Origin of the sequence: Paenibacillus sp. FSL H8-0261 (assembly GCF_045040645.1) — a bacterium.
Classification (GTDB): Bacteria; Bacillota; Bacilli; order Paenibacillales; family Paenibacillaceae; genus Paenibacillus_AQ.
The window spans coordinates 4644213-4659586 of sequence record NZ_CP150297.1; the positions used below are offsets into that span (position 1 = coordinate 4644213).

14 protein-coding genes are annotated in these 15374 nt (G+C 43.9%); 2 read left to right on the forward strand and 12 right to left on the reverse strand.

The window, feature by feature from the left end; all coding sequences use genetic code 11:
• On the reverse strand, window positions 1–468 hold the full coding sequence (locus MHI27_RS20675; protein WP_042189900.1) for a MarR family winged helix-turn-helix transcriptional regulator: 468 nt from the start codon (window positions 466–468) through the stop codon (window positions 1–3).
• A gap of 523 nt (window positions 469–991) precedes the next feature.
• Here MHI27_RS20675 and MHI27_RS20680 point away from each other — a divergent pair.
• Together MHI27_RS20680 and MHI27_RS20685 are read left to right on the forward strand one after the other, a co-directional pair.
• On the forward strand, window positions 992–1339 hold the full coding sequence (locus MHI27_RS20680; RefSeq protein WP_076300520.1) for a PadR family transcriptional regulator: 348 nt from the start codon (window positions 992–994) through the stop codon (window positions 1337–1339).
• Window positions 1326–2321 (forward strand): HAAS signaling domain-containing protein, encoded by a 996-nt coding sequence (locus tag MHI27_RS20685; protein ID WP_405174618.1) that lies wholly within the window; start codon window positions 1326–1328, stop codon window positions 2319–2321. The genes MHI27_RS20680 and MHI27_RS20685 overlap by 14 nt, the downstream gene beginning before the upstream one ends.
• 271 nt (window positions 2322–2592) lie before the next feature.
• Here the strand turns inward: MHI27_RS20685 and MHI27_RS20690 are convergent, their stop codons facing one another.
• From MHI27_RS20690 to MHI27_RS20740, 11 genes are all read right to left on the reverse strand, one after another.
• Window positions 2593–3867, reverse strand: a complete 1275-nt coding sequence (locus tag MHI27_RS20690) for an alpha-L-fucosidase (RefSeq protein ID WP_405174619.1) — start codon at window positions 3865–3867, stop codon at window positions 2593–2595.
• Between the two features lie 49 nt (window positions 3868–3916).
• Complete coding sequence (locus MHI27_RS20695) at window positions 3917–4867, reverse strand: ROK family protein (RefSeq protein ID WP_405174620.1); 951 nt, start codon at window positions 4865–4867, stop codon at window positions 3917–3919.
• Between the two features lie 27 nt (window positions 4868–4894).
• On the reverse strand, window positions 4895–5587 hold the full coding sequence (locus MHI27_RS20700) for a copper homeostasis protein CutC (protein ID WP_076300524.1): 693 nt from the start codon (window positions 5585–5587) through the stop codon (window positions 4895–4897).
• A 24-nt stretch (window positions 5588–5611) separates the two neighbouring features.
• Window positions 5612–7066, reverse strand: a complete 1455-nt coding sequence (locus MHI27_RS20705) for a M17 family metallopeptidase (protein ID WP_405174621.1) — start codon at window positions 7064–7066, stop codon at window positions 5612–5614.
• Window positions 7067–7107: 41 nt separating this feature from the next.
• Window positions 7108–8100 (reverse strand): ABC transporter ATP-binding protein, encoded by a 993-nt coding sequence (locus tag MHI27_RS20710; RefSeq protein WP_405174622.1) that lies wholly within the window; start codon window positions 8098–8100, stop codon window positions 7108–7110.
• Window positions 8097–9098, reverse strand: a complete 1002-nt coding sequence (locus tag MHI27_RS20715) for an ABC transporter ATP-binding protein (protein WP_042189916.1) — start codon at window positions 9096–9098, stop codon at window positions 8097–8099. The genes MHI27_RS20710 and MHI27_RS20715 overlap by 4 nt, the downstream gene beginning before the upstream one ends.
• 13 nt (window positions 9099–9111) lie before the next feature.
• The gene (locus tag MHI27_RS20720) at window positions 9112–10023 is read right to left on the reverse strand and encodes an ABC transporter permease (protein ID WP_042189918.1); all 912 of its coding nucleotides are present in this window, start codon (window positions 10021–10023) and stop codon (window positions 9112–9114) included.
• Between the two features lie 69 nt (window positions 10024–10092).
• Window positions 10093–11016, reverse strand: a complete 924-nt coding sequence (locus MHI27_RS20725; protein ID WP_042189920.1) for an ABC transporter permease subunit — start codon at window positions 11014–11016, stop codon at window positions 10093–10095.
• A 113-nt stretch (window positions 11017–11129) separates the two neighbouring features.
• Window positions 11130–12734, reverse strand: a complete 1605-nt coding sequence (locus MHI27_RS20730) for a glutathione ABC transporter substrate-binding protein (RefSeq protein WP_076300527.1) — start codon at window positions 12732–12734, stop codon at window positions 11130–11132.
• A gap of 89 nt (window positions 12735–12823) precedes the next feature.
• Window positions 12824–13828, reverse strand: coding sequence for an asparaginase (locus MHI27_RS20735; protein ID WP_405174623.1), 1005 nt, complete (start codon window positions 13826–13828; stop codon window positions 12824–12826).
• Window positions 13829–13856: 28 nt separating this feature from the next.
• Window positions 13857–15014: an ROK family transcriptional regulator gene (locus MHI27_RS20740; protein ID WP_405174624.1), complete on the reverse strand. Its 1158-nt coding sequence runs from the start codon at window positions 15012–15014 to the stop codon at window positions 13857–13859.
• Window positions 15015–15374 lie beyond the last annotated feature (360 nt).

The following is a 15374-nucleotide window of genomic DNA, read 5'->3' on the forward strand; positions in this document are numbered from 1 at the left end:
CTACTGAACACCTCGCGGGAGTCGATTCTCATCTTGGCTATGGCGATGAATCTTTTTAAGCATGCTGTAAAACACTTTCTTCTCCTCATCTGTCAGTGGATCGAATAACGAGGCTTGGAAATCCGATTGCAAGGGCAGTACCTTCTCAATAAGTGTTTGGCCCTTTTCCGTTAAAGTAATGTACTTCACTTTCCAATCCTGTTTACGTTCAATCCATCCTTCTTTCTCTAATCTGCCAAGCATATGGGATACCCCACCTTTAGTAATGGTTAGATGCTCGGCAATTTCCATCTGTGTTACAGGCTGATGTAATAATATTTGTACCAAGGTATCGAATTGATTAACTGTTAAATTAAATTGCTTCAAGAATTCATTGGAAAGATCGTTACTATTCTCATATACCCTAACCAGCCGCAACCAGATCAATAAGCTTAATTGGTTATCTTCAGTGAATCCATTGTTTCTCATTTGGTCACGTCCATCGTTTGTTTATTTTATGTGTTATTTGATTTGTTAATATGAGTATACTAGTAAACTGACGAGGAGTCAAGCTCAGTAGAAATCCTACACGCTTGCCAAATACCACTTCGGAATATGAAAATCATCATACCACTCCAGAACACTCTCCGCTCGGCTCAGCATATTAGTAACTTCCCTTTGACCAACCCTTATGAACCGGTTTAACTACCTCCCATGTAGAAGCATTCGGTCTGTCACTAAAAAATGGAATCATTTCACAACCTCCTTTTAATCAAACTGCTTCACAAAATAGAAAAATTTCCTTATTTATTTCTTAGAAGATTTTTTTATTCAATTGATGTTGGAACGACAATAGTGTATGATGCATAGTATAGATCGAATACTGTATGACACATAGTAAGTATAAGCGGCTTCGACGTCCTCTCAAGGACAGCAAGCGTTTAAACCAAAAATATAAGAACAATTTATAAGAGATTATAAATCCTTATATTTTAAATAATGAGGTGGGTGAATGAGTACTTTATTAAATTCTTTAATCACAGAGCTTAGGAGAGGTACGTTAACGCTAGCCGTTTTAAGTCAATTACGAACACCCCAGTATGGATATTCGCTCGTTCAATTATTGGAGGATTCCAGCATTACCATTGATCAAAGCACCCTATATCCATTACTTCGCCGATTAGAGAAACAGGAATTAGTGACGAGCAGCTGGGACACATCCGAGAGCAGACCCCGTAAGTATTATGTTCTAAGTGACTATGGCGTAGAAATTTTTTTACAGCTAAAGGAAGAATGGCTTAAGAATTCGAAAGAGCTCTACGGCCTATTACAAGGGGAGGATGACCATGAATCTAATTGAGATTTACATTCATGAAGTGACTCGGAGGTTACCGGAACAAAATCGGGAGGATATCGCTCTCGAATTACGATCTACCATCGAGGATATGTTACCGGATGATTATGACGAAAAAGAGGTAAAAGCCGTCCTTACAAAATTGGGCAATCCCGCTATTTTAGCTAGTGAGTATCGCGATCAGCCCATGTATCTCATCGGCCCACGCTATTTCGATTTATATGTTACGTTGTTAAAAATGATTATACCGATCGCTGTAGTTGTTTCTTTAATCGCTCTGGTTGCTGATTACTTGATTGGCTATAGCGGAGATAAAACAGTTGCGGAGATTGTTACTGCAGTTATAAGTAGAGGAATTGGAACCTTCCTTGAAGTAGGAATCCAAGTCTTTTTTTGGATAACTGTTGTGTTCGCTATTATCGAACGGGCGGATAAAGGAAAGGAAGGTCATCCACTTACTACAAAATTAAGGAAATGGACTCCTGATGATTTGAAGGATATCGCGCTTGTCCATAAGAAAAAAGCAATTACAAGCTTCGAAGTGTTCGGAAGTTTACTGTGGACTGCCATTTGGGCTACTGTTTATTTTAATGCTGAACACCTGATCAGAGTCTATAGAGGCGGTGAAGGCGCACTTAACTTCGTAGCCCCAGCTTTTAATCAGCATGTGTTACTTGATTATTGGCCTATTATTCTTATTGTGATCGGATTAGAAGTCGCATTAACTATATATAAATTAATCAAGAGACAATGGACTAGAGAATTAGCATTATGTAATACGGCCCTCGAGCTCATTGTGCTTATTGTATTCGCTATTATCCTTATAAATCCGAATGTATTTAACCAAGAATTCATTAACTACATGTCTAATTTATTAACTACTACAGCTAACCAGTTTGAAACGGGGCTAGTAGGTGGAGGAATAGCGGTCTTGATTTTAATTGCGGTCCTCAATATATATGAAGGCTTCCGCAAGGCTCGCCTTTAGTATTCACAGAACGGCGATTCTCCTGTTATTTGGAGAATCGCCGCTTTGTATTCTGATTCGTTGGCTGCCTGCTTCAACAGCTTCAACAGCTTTCACAGTGTCAGTCAGCACCGATCCGTTAACATCCCAAAAATGCAATAATACTTCGATTAGAGTCATCTGTGCTCGATAGGTACTTTGTATATGTCGTAATTATTATAGGAATCAATCAAAAAACAATAGAGTGCCCCAGCAGCCATTCATGACTTATGGGACACTCTATCTGGTTTAATTAAAGAAGCTCAAGCTCAATAACCGTATCCATCTCGTCGGGAAGCTTAGCCCCTTTTAATGTAATAAACGCTCCACCGTCAACATCCGAATATTCCTCAGCCATCCACGGCACCTCCACCTTTAGCTCGGTACCATCACGTAGTAATCTAGCCTTTTTAATCTTCCCTTTCAAGCCTTGGAAATAGATCGGGCCAATTCCACGGTCGTAGACGTGCGCATACAACTTGTTGCCCTTTTGCGTATAACGTCCCCACTCTGGCTTAGGCAGCGAAGACTTCCCGCATCTATAAATACTATCGCCATTAAGGCGCATCCACTCCCCAACTTCGTCAAGGATAACCAGTGATTCCCGTGTCATTTCACCTTTAGCATCTGGTCCAACATTAAGGAGGAGGTTCCCATTCTTACTGATACATTCGACCATTGAGCGAATGACCTGCTGGGTTGATTTATAATTTTTATCTTCGGAATGGTAGCCCCAGTTATCATTAAGCGTAATGCATGCTTCCCATGGAATGGATTGACCATTCACGTCAACAATGCCACCGGGAGGAATGATCTGTTCTGGAGAAAAGAAATCTCCAGCATATTCTTCTGGCTCGGCCGCGCGGATATTCCCACCCAAACGATTGTCGATAATAATATCCGGCTGGATAGAGCGAATCATACGGATTAGCTCCGTTGCTTTCCATTTCTCTCCGGTCATATTGTCGTAGGAGAAATCAAACCACATGATGTCGATTTTGCCGTAATTCGTCAACAGTTCCTTCACTTGTCCATGCATATACTCCAAGTATCGATCAAAATCAATCGGCTTGCCTTTAGCCGCTTCGTTATCCCGATCAGGATGCGCTTTATCACCATATCCAGGGTAGTCATCATGATGCCAATCAATAATAGAGTAATACAGACCTACAGCAATACCTTCCGCCCGGAAAGCGTCTACATATTCTCGAACGAGATCACGTCCAGCAGGCGTGTTAGTCGCTTTAAAATCTGTTAGCTTGCTATCAAACAAGCAGAATCCGTCGTGGTGCTTGGTCGTAAGAACCGCATACTTCTGCCCCGCTGCTTTTGCTGCGCTGGCCCACTTCTTCGGGTCATATCGAGATGCGTCAAATTCATCGAAATACGTCATATAATGCTCTCTACTCATTCGCTCGTTTCCACGAATCCACTCACCTCGTGCTGGAATGGAATATAATCCCCAATGAATGAACATACCGAATCTATCCTGTAAGAACCATCTCGTTCTTTCTTCTCTTGTACCCATCTCTTCAGCCCCTCCGTTTTCGCTAGCTTTGATAAATAGTTCAGATAGTCTAGACGGTATGAAATAATGCTGCAGCGCCTATAAGACCTACATCATCCCTCAGACCTGCTGATTCAATAGTATAAGTTCCTTTATACGGCTTCATGACAAGTTCCTCTGTTTTCTCTCTCAGCGCTGGAAACAGTAGTTCACCAGCTTTGCTTACGCCTCCACCAATTACAATACGATCAGGATTAAACGTATGTACCGCGTTAGCTAATCCAATCGCCATATAATGAATCGTTCGCTCAATCACCTCAACAGCCACCGGATCTTTTAGTGCCATCGCTTCGAAGACGTGTCGAGAATTAATCTTTTCACCACTTCTACTAGCCAGCTCTGTAATCATCGACGTTCTGCTCTCCATACTCCGCAGTGCCATATCCCGAATCGCTGTACCCGAAGCAAATACTTCCCAGCATCCATATCTTCCACAGCTACATTCCGTTCCGTGCGGGTCAATAATATTATGACCGAGTTCTCCAGCAAATGAGTTCGTTCCGAGCAGTAGCTCACCATCCATAACAATTCCAGCTCCAATTCCTGTGCTGAAGGTAACATACACCATGTTGTTCGAGCCTTTGCCAGCTCCTCTTACATACTCGCCCCAAGCCGCAGCGTTCGCATCGTTTACCACTTTCACTTCTATGCCAAGTTCTGACTCCATCCAATGTTTCAGTGGAACATTATCCCATTCAGGAAGATTGGTACCGTGAATTACGATTCCATCCTGGCTATTCACAGCTCCAGGAGAAGCCAGTCCGACTCCAATCAGCGGTCGCCCTTCGGATACAGAGCGGATCATTCCGATCATTCGCTGCACCACCTCTTCAGCGGTGCGCGCGCCAGCTGTCTCCATTAATTCCCGATTCAACACGGTACCCTTTGAATCGAATAATGCTGCGGCAATTTTTGTTCCGCCTAAATCAATTCCTACTACATAGCTCTCAGCCTTATGCATAACCATTCACCTTTTCACTATCTATTATTAGCCGTTCGAATGAATATTCTTAGCTAACGCCCGCAGGGCTACTGGATCGATTGGCGACAAAGCATCTTTGCCATGACGAACAGCCGATCCAAAATGCACTTCTGTGACTCCGGTCTGTTGAATAAACGATGTAATACCTTCTGGCTTCAAACCACTTCCAGCCAATATACTAATCGAACTACCTCTTGATTCCTCTACTAGCCTACGCATAGCGGGAATGGCTTCGGGTGCCGGACCTGGTCCAGCAGAGGTAAGTATACGAGTGATTTGCGGGTAATTACAAAGCGTCCGATAACCTGCAATTTGGTCCTCCAGCTCATCAAAAGCACGATGGAAGGTTACTTGTAAGCCATCTGTCAACGGTAATAATATTTCAAGCGCATGCTCATCGATCTTTTTTTCCGGTGTTAATGCGCCAAGAACAACTCCCGAAGCACCACTGGCTGCAATCTGCCTGATCTCTGCAGCCATGGTCAAAATATCATCCTTGGAATAGTTGAATGATCGACTGTGCGGACGGACCATAACAAAGACAGGAATGCTAACCGATTTGGCTACCTGCTCCACCAACCCTATTCCTGGTGTTAATCCACCTTCCGTAATGGCAGTAATGAGCTCAAGACGATCTGCGCCATTCGCCTCAGCCGTCAGAGCATCATCCATACAAGTAGCGATGATTTCCAATCTCATAACTTTCACCCACTCTTCCAGTTGTTAATGATGTACTTGCTTCATGACATAATCGGCGAGGAGGCGTGCACCATATCCCGTCGCTCCAGCTTCTGAGTACCCTACATCCTGTTTGTACTGTACCGTCCCAGCCATATCAATATGAACCCAGCTCATCGATTCTGCTACAAAGCGCCGAATAAATAGGGCTGCTGTAATCGCACCTGCAAAGGGGGAAGTACTAACATTGCGGAGATCAGCGTAATTACTCCGAAGATCTGCTTCATATTCATCCATTAACGGCATGGGCCACAGTCGTTCTCCATTACGCTCCCCGATCTCAACCAGGCTCTGCGTTATATCTGCATCGCCCCATATGCCCGCGATGCCTAATCCGAGCGCCGCACCGACATTTCCAGTTAGGGTAGCGATATCAACAGCTTGGTTTGCTCCGATATTCGCGGCATGAATAAGCGCATCCGCTATGATAAGTCGACCCTCGCCATCCGTATTCGCAACCTGAACAGTTACCCCGTTAGGGTAGCGGATAACAGACGAAGGTAACATAGCCTCAGCATCTGGCACATTATCAACGACTGGAATAAGTGCGGTCACATTTACATTGGCACGCTTCCGTATCAAAATATCCATAGCCCCAATTACAGCAGCTGCACCCCCCATATCCATGCGTGCATCGCTGATATCGCTAGCCGTCTTCACATTCATGCCACCTAAGTCAAAGGTTACACCTTTACCTACCAGTGCTAACATCGGTAATTCAGGGTTACTCTTGTAACGAATTTCAACTAGGGCTGGAGCGTGCTTACTCCCCGCTCCAACTGCGAGCAACCCATTCATCTGAAGTTCCACAAGCTCCTGTCCTCGATAGATATGGACTTTCAAAGCAGCATCATCACGGTCGAAAAATTCTGCCATCCATTCCGCAAAACGATCAGGATTCAGTGTCCCAGGTACCTCATTCACAAGATCGCGAGCAACTACTGCTCCTTCAGCGCGTATCTGTGCAGAAACCCGTACAGCTTCCAATTCAATCGATGACAGCTCAGGCCAATCTATCGATTGAAGCTGTAAATCAACAGAGCCTTCCACCTTGGTAGTTCCCCGATAAGTTTGGAAACGGTACAAGCCGAGAATCCAACCTTCCATCCAAGCTTGTAATTCATCAGCAACAGTAATATCCTTATTCCTATTTATAGCCTCCCATGCTAAGCGAACAAGCGAAGCACTACTGCGTCCTTCCTTCAGAATTGCACGAGCAGCAGCTCCACCCGCTCGGCGAATCCTCTCAAGCGTAATATCCTTGCGCTTTCCCATTCCTACCGCTAACACATCAGACTCTTCCTCAGTGCGAGCATGTAACCAAGTCACACTGCTGCACTGTTTGTGGGGCGCTCCCAGCTTAAAAGGAAAAGACTCCTCGTCATAAGCTAAATAGACAATAGTATCCGCCACATTAGCGGAATCGAATAAGATATTCATCGCTGTCCCTTCTTTTCCGTAAAGTTATCTCACAATTTCAGTTACCGCTCTAATTTCAGCATTTCTTCATCAAATAAATGACACGCAACCTCATGACCTGGTTCGACTTCTCGGAATATCGGTACATGCTGCTTACAGATTTCCATACAGGAAGGACATCTTGTATGAAAACGGCATCCCGACGGTGGATTAACCGGACTTGGAAGATCTCCCTTCAGAATAATGCGCTCCTTCTTTAAGGTAGGATCGGGTACAGGTACAGAAGATAGCAGTGCTTGTGTGTATGGATGCATTGGACGATCATACAAGGTATCCTTATCCGCCGTCTCTACGAGCGAACCAAGATACATAACTCCGATTCGATCACTAATATGCTCAACAACACTTAGATCATGTGAAATGAATAAATATGTCAGGCCATACTCTTCCTGCAGATCCTGCAACAGATTTAGCACTTGTGACTGAATCGAAACATCCAGTGCTGACACAGGCTCATCTGCTACGATTAAGCTTGGGCGAACAGACAACGCCCGGGCGATTCCAATCCGTTGTCGCTGCCCACCGCTGAACTCAAAAGCGTAGCGCTCGGCGTGGATACTATTCAATCCCACTGTCTCTAGTAACTCGCATGCTAGTTTATCCCGTTCTTTGGACGAGAGCTTTGTATGAATGAGCAGAGGTTCAGCCACAAGATCCTTCACCTTCATCCGTGGATTAAGCGAAGCATAGGGGTCTTGGAACACCATCTGTATATCTTTACGAATAGGCCGCATTTGATTGTCTGAGATATGGCTAATATTTTGACCCTTAAACCACACTTCACCGTCATTCGGCTCCAGCAAGCGAGTCACTAATCTACCCGTAGTAGATTTACCACAGCCACTTTCACCCACAAGGCTGAACGTTTCTCCTTTACGTATAGCGAATGAGATCCCATCAACTGCGTGCAAATATCTAGTAGTTCCGAAAAAGCCCTTTTTCACCGAAAAAAACTTCTTCAGACTTTTAACTTCAATGAGTGGAGTCTCCTTCACAAACGTTCCCCTCCTTCCGTGTTCTCCTGCTGTGTAAGCCAACAACGACTCTTTCGCTCTAGTCCCTCAATCGGGAGTAACTCTGGCTCCTGCGAGAGACAACGCTCTGTGACATAATCGCAGCGTGGCGCAAACTTACAACCTGCTGGCATTTGTGATAGATCAGGTACATTCCCTTTAATGGAATCCAAGCGACGTACGTTTTGACGCAGCTTAGGAACGGATTGAATTAATCCCTTCGTATATGGATGCTGCGGTCTTGCAAATAGTTCATGAACGGAAGCTTCCTCCACTACACGACCAGCATACATAACGACTACACGGTCGCATAGTTCTGCTACTACACCAAGGTCATGGGTTATGAGCAGCATTCCCATATCCTGTTCTTCTTTCAGGTGCTTCATTAGATCAAGGATTTGAGCTTGAATCGTTACATCAAGCGCCGTCGTTGGTTCATCTGCAATCAGCAGTTTCGGGTGGCAAGACATCGCCATCGCAATCATTACACGCTGCCTCATACCGCCAGAGAGCTGATGCGGATATTCATCCACCAAGTCTTCCGCACGTGGTATACCAACTAACCGCAACATATGAATGGCATGTTCACGAGCCTTCTTCCGACCATAACCCAAATGCAACATGATCGGCTCCATCAATTGCAAACCAATCTTCAGCACAGGATTAAGCGAAGTCATCGGCTCCTGAAAAATCATCGCCATTTCATTTCCCCGTATCTGGCGCATCTCTTTGTCCGTAACCTTTGTCAGATCCGTTCCCTCGAAACGAACAGAACCGCCAGAAATTCGGCCTGGCGTATCCTTAAGGAGCCGCATAATCGACAGTGAGGTAACGCTTTTGCCACAGCCGGATTCTCCAACTAGACCCAGCACTTCACCTTTCTTAATCACAAAGTCAACACCTGCAACTGCCGTTATACTTCCATCGCCGCGTTTGAACTCCGTTTTCAGCCCTTGTACTTCCAGCAAATTTTGAGTCATGTCTTGTCCCTCCTTAGTTTTTCATTTTGGGATCAAGAGCATCGCGCAGTCCGTCCCCGACCAGGTTAAATGCAAGTACTGTCAAAAATATAGCTAAACCCGGAAAATAAACGATATGTGGAGCTATACTTAAATAATCGCGCCCCATGCTTAACATTGCCCCCCAATCGGGCTCCGTTGGCTTCGCACCCATTCCAAGAAAGCTCAGTGACGCAGCGGCTAAGATTGCCCCGCCAATTTTCATGGATAGATTAACGATGATACTAGGGACTGTTTCAGGAAAAATATGTCGCCAAATGATTCTGCGATTCTTTGCACCCATTGAACGGGCAGCTTCAACAAACAATGTTTCCTTCGCAGACAATGTTACGCTCCGAATAATGCGGGCGAACGAGGGTGTACCGAAGACTGCAACGGCAATCACAACGTTGGATAAACCAGGCCCAAGTATAGCGACGATCCCAATGGCAAGCAGTAAATCAGGGAATGAGAACAATACGTCACTGCCACGCATAATAATCCGATCCAGCCAACCGCCATAATATCCACTGACAAGACCAAGGATGGTTCCAAGTACACCTGCAATCAATACGGAGCTCAGACTGACCGCCAAAGTCAACCTTGTACCATCAATTAAGCGACTTAGAATATCACGGCCGTATTCATCCGTTCCCGCCCAATGCTTGGCAGACGGACCCTGCATTAGCGCATCATAGTTCGGTTCATCAGGATTATAAGGGGTCAGAAATGGCCCGAAAATGGCAATTAAAAAAAGCAATATGATAAAAAATGCAGCCACAAGGGGCATCTTTTGTTTGCTGAACTTGCGAATAAAAACACCCGCGCGGCCTTTTGTTTTCTCCGGGGCTATTACCTCTCCGGGTATAGGAGAATTAGTTCCCATTACCGCCGAATTGTCGCTCATGATATCCCTCCTAATCCTATATTCACCCTATAGAAAACTATCGTAATTCTGCCTCTCAGTTACTCTACCTTACTGAGAAAACCTGATTTTCGGATTGAGCACGCCATACAATAAATCTACTATTAAATTGATAAGGATAAATTGTGTTGAAAACAGCAGCAGCAAAGCTTGAATAACTGTATAATCCCGGAACAAAATGGAATCCACCAGCAGTCTACCAAGGCCAGGAATACTGAACACTGTCTCAACCATTACCGATCCACCAAGCAAGAACCCAAATTGAAGTCCAGCTACAGTAACGACCTGTATAAGAGAATTGCGCAGCGCATGCCTGCTAATAACAACATACTCGCGTAAGCCTTTCGCACGTCCAGTACGGATATAATCCTCCCGTAACGTTTCTAGCATCGATGACCGTGAGTAACGAGCCAGCATCGACATAATTCCCATTCCAAGTGTAATGGAAGGAAGAATATACGACTTCCAGGAATCTACACCACCGGTCGGAAACCAACCAAGCTCTACCGAGAAAATTTGAATGAGTACCAAACCTAACCAGAATCCAGGAATCGACATCCCCGAAATGGCTGTCAATGTGCCTAAGTGATCAGGCCATCTATTACGATAAACCGCTGAAATAACACCAATTAGAAGACCAATGACAAGCGCCCAAGCCATGCTGAGAAACGTTAACCACAAGGTAGGCATTATTCTACTTTCTAGCATATCGGTTACTGGAATCCCTGATCGAATCGAATTGCCCAGATTACCACTTAGTAGATCGCTCATGTAGTTTATGTATTGATTCCACAGCGGCAGATTGAGACCTAGTTGCTCTTGAATGCCATGAATCTCTTCAAGTGTGGCGTCTTTACCCGCAATAAGCCGGGCCGGATCGCCCGGAATTAAGTGAATAAACAGAAAGACTAATACCGATACAATGAATAGCAACGGAATAACCCCGAGGAGTCTTTGTAAAGCATATCTACCCAACTCATAAGCCCCCTTCAGTATCGACAAATGATTTAGTTGAGGCCGCTTCCTACCATTCTTAAGAAGCGGCCTCGTTCAATTCTTGGGAAATTAAATTTTGCGTTTGAATTGAATTATTTCACTTCTGCATTTAGGACATTAATGGAACCATCCGGGAAGACTTTGACACCTTCCAGATTCGATCTTTTGCCTGAGATGATTTGGTCAACGCCCATGAATGCCCACGGAGCATCTTCCCATACTGTTTTTTGAATATTTGCATAAATGGATTTAGCCGCTTCTGGATCAACAGATTTGTTTGCTTCAGCAATCCATTTATCTACATTTTCATTTTTATAATAAGCTGTATTCGAGCCAGCAGGTGGGAACATTTCACTACTGAACAACCCTCTAGTAGCACCATCTGCATCACCGGAGGATGGAGACCAGCTGACATACCACATTTGAATTTTTGCTTCTTCAGGTGTTTTAGCAGCGTTAATTTGGTCGGATAAAGTACCGCCTTCCATGGACTTCACTTCTACTTTAATGCCTACAAGCGCTAGCTGTTGTTGGATAAATTGCATACCCTTCATAGTTTCAGATTCATTCTCACCCCAAATTTCGGTTTCGAATCCGTCAGGATATCCCGCTTCAGCAAGCAATTGTTTAGCTTTTTCAATGTCATAGTCATAACCTGTTTGTGGGGAATAATATTGTGTTTTGGATGACATCGTGGAATCAAGCTTAGCGCCAAGACCCGATTTCACCACCTTGATATACGCATCTTTGTTGATAGCATAGTTAATGGCTTGACGTACCTTTACATCATCGAAAGGTTTCTTCATCGTATTCAAAGTAACATAACGAACAATGGTTGAATCGATGGTATCTATAGTAATTCCTTCAAGGCCTTCAACCTCGGATACTTGCTCGGTAGGCATTGGATAAATGAAATCAGCCTCTCCAGTCTTCAGCATCGCAATCCGTGATCCATTTTCTGGTACGGGTCTAAAGGTTATACTATCCACTTTCGGCAAGTCCTTTTGCCAGTAATCCGTATTCTTCTCAACAACTAGACGATCACCTTGCACCCATTCTTTGAACTTAAACGGACCCGTTCCTACAGGTTTTTTCGAAATATCAGCTCCGTTTTCTTCTAAAGCTTTCGGGCTAATAATAGGTGCCATAGCAACTTTATTTAAAAATGCGTTGTATGGCTCGCTGAGTGTAATAACCACGGTTTTGGCATCAGGAGTCTCCACTTTTGCTACCTTTGCAAAGCTTTTGCGCAGTCTCAGATTATTCTTCTCATCTTGAATACGGGCGATGTTTACTTTAACCGCTTCAGCATTGAAGTCAGTACCGTCTTGGAATTTAACGTTCTCTTGTAAGTTGAACGTGTAGACCAACCCGTCTTCACTTATGGAATGGCTAGCAGCAAGGACAGGAACTACGTTCATATTCTCATCAAAACCCATTAGACCTTCGTACATCGTTCTGGCAGCGCTGATTGAATGTGTATCGCTTGCGTTATGAGGGTCCAGCGTAATAAAGTTAGAATTGATGGCAATTACAATGTCTTTATCATTTTTTGTAGTTGGGGTGCTAGTTTCCGTTCCACCAGCGGTATTGCCGCCTTGTCCCTCGTTGTTCGCTTTGTTGCCGCACCCTGCAGTCACTACTACTGTAATAAGCAGCAGCATGAACATTGACCATACTTTTCCTTTTACTTTCATGTTATACACTCCCCTTTAGAAACGATGTATTAGAAAAGCTCCCAGTCCAATTATTCATGAGACTTGAAGATTATTCTCGATCCTTATAATCAGACTTCCCATTGGAATACAGCACGGCGTTCGCCTACAACTGTGCCGCCATCATTAACAATAGTGTTCGGCACGAGTGCATATAAACGATCAATCGTATCTTGATTGCTATAGCCTAAACGTTCCAGAATCGATGCGATGATACAAGGCCAGACTTGCTCAGAACCATCGGATACTTTTAGCGAGATACCGATTCGTTCCTTTCGGAGTCCAATCCCATATACACCTTTAGCGCCGCCCTTTGCCGTCAGATTATCATCCTTTAGTAGCTCTGAGCAGACGAATTTCGTATCTGCAATCATCACCGGATTATCGTTCATAAGCTTTGCAGTCGCAGCAGCTGCGTTACGTATTTCCGTATTCTCAATCAAATCAGGACAGGCTAGCTTTAAATATGAATAAGCGATTTTATGAAGAGGGAGTGCGAAGATAGGAAGACCACAGCCATCAATCCCTTGAGGAATGGATTCCTTCGATACTTCTGCGATATAAGCCATGATATCAATGATCTCCTGTTGCACGGGATGGTTAGGATCATAATAAGTATCTATATCCCAACCCATATATTTACTAAGGCCCATTAACCCTGCATGTTTACCTGAGCAATTATGAAAGATTTTACGAGTGGGCTCATTCGCCCGATGGCGTTCCGCCTTAGCTTCCTCATTCAGTGGGTATGTAGAACAACAATGAAGTCCCTCTTCTTTTAATCCCATTTTGTGAAAAAGAGATTCAAGTGCTTCAATATGAAAGGCCTCTCCCCGATGCGAAGCAGTAAAGAGTGAGGCTTCCTTACTTGTCAAACCGTAAACTTCATCGATCCGGCGCTTCATAACCGGTAAAGCTTGGAATGGTTTAGCAGCTGAACGAAGATAGGTCATATGCTCCGGATTACCTGCTTGATACAAAATATTACCTTTCTCATCGACCACGCTAACTGCACCATAATGGACATTCTCCAGTAAGCCACCGCGATATTCTTCTACTAATGTTGTAAACCCCATCTGTACAACCTCCTTCGATGTAATTATTTTAATCCAATGCGAAAAAACGATTTTGCGATAGTAGTCCAGACCCGATAATTACACCATTCTCGTTCAACATCGAACGATGAATGGAGAAAGACCCACGAAGGGGTTCCCATGTGAAGCGTGAAAGATATAGCTTCTCGACTGCTTCATAAATATCCGGAAATTTGTCTACGAGTTCTCCACTCAGGATCACACTATCGGGGTTATACATGCATACGACATTGTTGATTGTAATCGCCATATACATGAGCGCACGCTCGATCAAATGAACCGCCCAATGCTCTCCTGCATCCTTTGCTTCAAATAACTCCTCGATCGTGCGAATCGGACGAATCCGATTGGCTTCCGACAACAATGAACTGATATTTATATAGGTCTGTAAGCAACCCGCCTTACCGCACTCGCACATCATTCCGTTAGGATCCACTGTCGTATGCCCTATTTCACCAGCACTGTTCATCACCCCGCGATAAATCTCTCCCTCAAGGATCATCGCCGAGCCAACGCCTTGCCCGAAGCCCAATAGTGCGGTACGGACAGATCCAACAGCAGCGCCTTTGAGGTGTTCAGCAAGAGCTCTAACTTTCAACTCATTATCTACAGCAATTTCAAAACCGGTTAGTTCCTTTAGGCGTTTTGCTAAGGCAACATTCTTCCATCCAAGCTGAACAGAGAAGACAACAATACCTTCTTCGTTATTCACAATGCCAGGAAGTCCAACGCCAATACCGACGATACGCGTTCTGTCAATCACATGCTGCTGCGTCAGTTGTTTAATCGCTTCATTGATTCGTTCCAGTGTCTTGTCTGGACTCTCGTCCGGAGTACGCGGGTATTGCCTGCTGCAGAGAAGCTTACCTTGCAAATCTACGATACCTACAATCATAAGACTGCGATCCAGCTCAACCCCAACCGACAATACAGAAGCGTCAACCATAGCTAGCAACGTTGATTTCCGACCTAATCCTGACGATACCTGATCCGAATCCAGTAGATAGCCCTGTTCAGTTAATTCCCCAACAATTCGACTTACAGTTGTAGGACTCATACCCGTTTGTTTGGCAATGGAAGCGCGAGAAATTGGTTGTTGATTTTTTATGATTTCGAAGACCGTCAAACGATTTTGCCGCTTCATAAAATCCTGATCGTGCTTTTTCACAGACATTCTCCTAATTATTTTCTTCAGTGCATTAATCAAACTAATAAAACTATAAAAATAAGAAGAAATTTGCCAATTAAGCTACGCTAATGTATTATTTGATTAAATTTCAGTTTAGTTTCTCCAGTGATGGGATTAATAATAAAGGCTCATTGATTGTATGTCAATATAAATGACATATTTTTTTATTCGAAATAAATGAAAGCGTTTAATATGTGATTTTTATAACAATCTCCAATAAATACATAACACAAACATAACATTAAAGACCAAAACCGCTCTCATAATAGACCGAGCGGAAACTATAAATAGGAAAAACTTAATTTAGAGGTGGAGGAAATATCTTAAAAACAAAAGAGG

Bases quoted from the DNA above. Each gene is read 5' to 3' on its own strand.
- MHI27_RS20675 (WP_042189900.1), bottom strand. From the start codon at position 468: ATGAGAAACAATGGATTCACTGAAGATAACCAATTAAGCTTATTGATC.
- MHI27_RS20680 (WP_076300520.1), top strand. From the start codon at position 992: ATGAGTACTTTATTAAATTCTTTAATCACAGAGCTTAGGAGAGGTACG.
- MHI27_RS20685 (WP_405174618.1), top strand. From the start codon at position 1,326: ATGAATCTAATTGAGATTTACATTCATGAAGTGACTCGGAGGTTACCG.
- MHI27_RS20690 (WP_405174619.1), bottom strand. From the start codon at position 3,867: ATGGGTACAAGAGAAGAAAGAACGAGATGGTTCTTACAGGATAGATTC.
- MHI27_RS20695 (WP_405174620.1), bottom strand. From the start codon at position 4,867: ATGCATAAGGCTGAGAGCTATGTAGTAGGAATTGATTTAGGCGGAACA.
- MHI27_RS20700 (WP_076300524.1), bottom strand. From the start codon at position 5,587: ATGAGATTGGAAATCATCGCTACTTGTATGGATGATGCTCTGACGGCT.
- MHI27_RS20705 (WP_405174621.1), bottom strand. From the start codon at position 7,066: ATGAATATCTTATTCGATTCCGCTAATGTGGCGGATACTATTGTCTAT.
- MHI27_RS20715 (WP_042189916.1), bottom strand. From the start codon at position 9,098: ATGACTCAAAATTTGCTGGAAGTACAAGGGCTGAAAACGGAGTTCAAA.
- MHI27_RS20720 (WP_042189918.1), bottom strand. From the start codon at position 10,023: ATGAGCGACAATTCGGCGGTAATGGGAACTAATTCTCCTATACCCGGA.
- MHI27_RS20730 (WP_076300527.1), bottom strand. From the start codon at position 12,734: ATGAAAGTAAAAGGAAAAGTATGGTCAATGTTCATGCTGCTGCTTATT.
- MHI27_RS20735 (WP_405174623.1), bottom strand. From the start codon at position 13,828: ATGGGGTTTACAACATTAGTAGAAGAATATCGCGGTGGCTTACTGGAG.